The following is a 2,166-nucleotide window of genomic DNA, read 5'->3' on the forward strand; positions in this document are numbered from 1 at the left end:
GCCAGGGCGCGCGGGGCCCAATACCCGCCCTGGCTGACCGCATAGAGGGCGAGGCGCTGCGGGTCCACGCCCGGTAGCCGGAGCGTTGCGTCGACGACCGGTGAGAGGACGTGTTCGAAATCGGGCCGGAACCCGATGCCTCGTTCGAAGAGCATGCGCTGCTGCCCTGGCCCGTCGAACACCACGACGTGGTAGCCACGGGCCGACGCCTCGGAGCCGTAGCCAGGCCACAGGTAACTCGCCGCGCCGTCGGCACCGTTGACCATCACCAGCGTCGGCGTCGGGCCCTCGCCGGGCGCGGGGAAGAACCAGCCGGGCATCGTGGTGTTCTCGTAGGGGATTTCCAGCGGCTGGGGCGGGTTGTCCAGCAGGCCGAGGTACTGCTCCCAGCACCGGCGGTAGGCGGCGAAAGTGCGTGCCCGCACGAGGTCGGGGCCCGTGCACCCGTCGGCCACCACCACGCACGTCGCGTAGTAGGTTGCCGCGCGGAGGAGCGCGTTACGGCCGCTGATCCGATGGCCCTTTCGCACGCAGTCGTCGCCGATCGCGGCGACACGGTCGGCGGTCGCCTCCCACTCGTGTGCCCACGACGCGAGGTTGCCGTCGGTGATGCGGTCGATCGTCGCTAACGTCTCACCGGTGTCCGCCGCGCCGGTGTACACCCGCCCGAGCATTGCCCGTGTCATCGAGTTCATGACCGGATCGGTGAAGAAGATCGAACGCCCACCAGTCTCGGTTGCGATCCCCATGCTCATTCCCGCCCTCTCCGAATCGCTGCGGGCGCCGCCCACCCGGCCAATATAAGAGAGACAATCATCTCGTATTAAGAATAGGGCGAGTCGATAAGGAACGCAAATCTTCCCTATACTGGGGGCTGTGATCACCCCCGTCCCCACGCCTGCCCGCCAGCGCAGACGAGGGCCCGAACTTGAGGCCGCGCTGCTGGACGCGGCGTGGGACGAGCTGGTTGAGGTCGGCTTCGCGAAGCTGACCATGGAGTCCATCGCCGCACGAGCCCGTACCGGGGTCGCCGTGCTGTACCGCCGCTGGGCCAACAAGGACGAGCTGGTGCTTGCCGCGCTCGAGCATTACCGCACCAGCCACCCGGTCGAGATCCCCGACACCGGTAGCCTGCGCGGTGATCTGATCGCCACGCTGACAGGCATGGGCCGGGCCCGTGCTGCGTTCTTCGCCATCACCGCAGCTACCGTCTTCTCCGGGCTGATGGCCGGCAGCGGACTTACCCCCACCCAGGTACGCGACCGGATCCTGGGCGAGCAACGGCTCGCGCTCATCCGGACCATCTACCAGCGTGCCGACGACCGCGGCGAGATCGACCTGGAACAGATCCCGGCCGCGGTGCTCGCAATGCCCTTCGACCTGGTACGCCACGACCTGCTCATGGACCTCGAACCCGTAGCGCCCGAGCGCATCCACTCGATCGTCGACGAACTGTTCCTACGCCTCGTCCACCAGGACACGAGTAAACGTCGGCGCGGTGAGCAAATCCTCTGAGAATCAACCAGGTTCGAGATGGTCGTGATGGTCCGGAGGCCACCGACAGCGAGAACCCGACGACGCCTTCCCAGACTCGAGTGGCGGTCGAGACGAGACGCGGCCGAGATGCCGACTCATTGGGCGACAGGCCAGAACCACTGATAGTCCACCTGCCCAGCCGGATAATCCGGATGCGGATGCACGTCCCGGCGAGCTGATGTCGCCAGGCTCGGGAGGCCTGCGGCCGAACGGAGCCCGCCACAATCACGCGTAGCCGGCCTCGGAGTCCGAGGCTTTCACAACTGTGAGATCCCGCCGTCGACGACGAGTTCCGCTCCGAGCACAAAACGGGACTCGTCGCTGGCCAGGTACAGGGCAGCCTGCGCGATCTCCTCCGCAGTTCCCATCCGTCCAACCGGGGTGCGTGCCGCAAGATCATCACGTACCGCCTGCGCTTGCGCCTCGGTCCGGCCCTGGCTCTGCAGCGGTGTATCGATCCCGCCCGGCGAAATCGCATTCACCCGGATTTGACGGTCAAGCAGTTCGCGGGACCAGGTGCGGGCCAGGGATCGAACGGCGGCCTTGGATGCCGAGAGCAGCGACAGCCCCGGGCGCCCGACCTGATTGAGAAACGACGTCAGCAGGATGACCGATCCCCCGCGCCGGATC

3 protein-coding genes are annotated in these 2,166 nt (G+C 67.1%); 1 reads left to right on the plus strand and 2 read right to left on the minus strand.

What is annotated here, in order from left to right; translation table 11 throughout:
- Positions 1-755, minus strand: a 755-nt coding sequence (locus tag AC2VOG_RS02215) for an alpha/beta hydrolase family protein (protein ID WP_486938281.1), incomplete at its 3' end; no start/stop codon positions are given.
- 121 nt (positions 756-876) lie between these two features.
- On the opposite strand from AC2VOG_RS02215, the gene AC2VOG_RS02220 reads away from it, so the two are divergent.
- Positions 877-1,515 (plus strand): TetR/AcrR family transcriptional regulator, encoded by a 639-nt coding sequence (locus AC2VOG_RS02220; protein WP_486938282.1) that lies wholly within the window; start codon positions 877-879, stop codon positions 1,513-1,515.
- Positions 1,516-1,793: 278 nt separating this feature from the next.
- Here the strand turns inward: AC2VOG_RS02220 and AC2VOG_RS02225 are convergent.
- Positions 1,794-2,166: SDR family oxidoreductase (locus AC2VOG_RS02225; RefSeq protein ID WP_486938283.1), on the minus strand; the 373-nt coding region annotated here is incomplete at its 5' end.

The organism is Mycobacterium sp. TH-M11 (genome assembly GCF_057473725.1).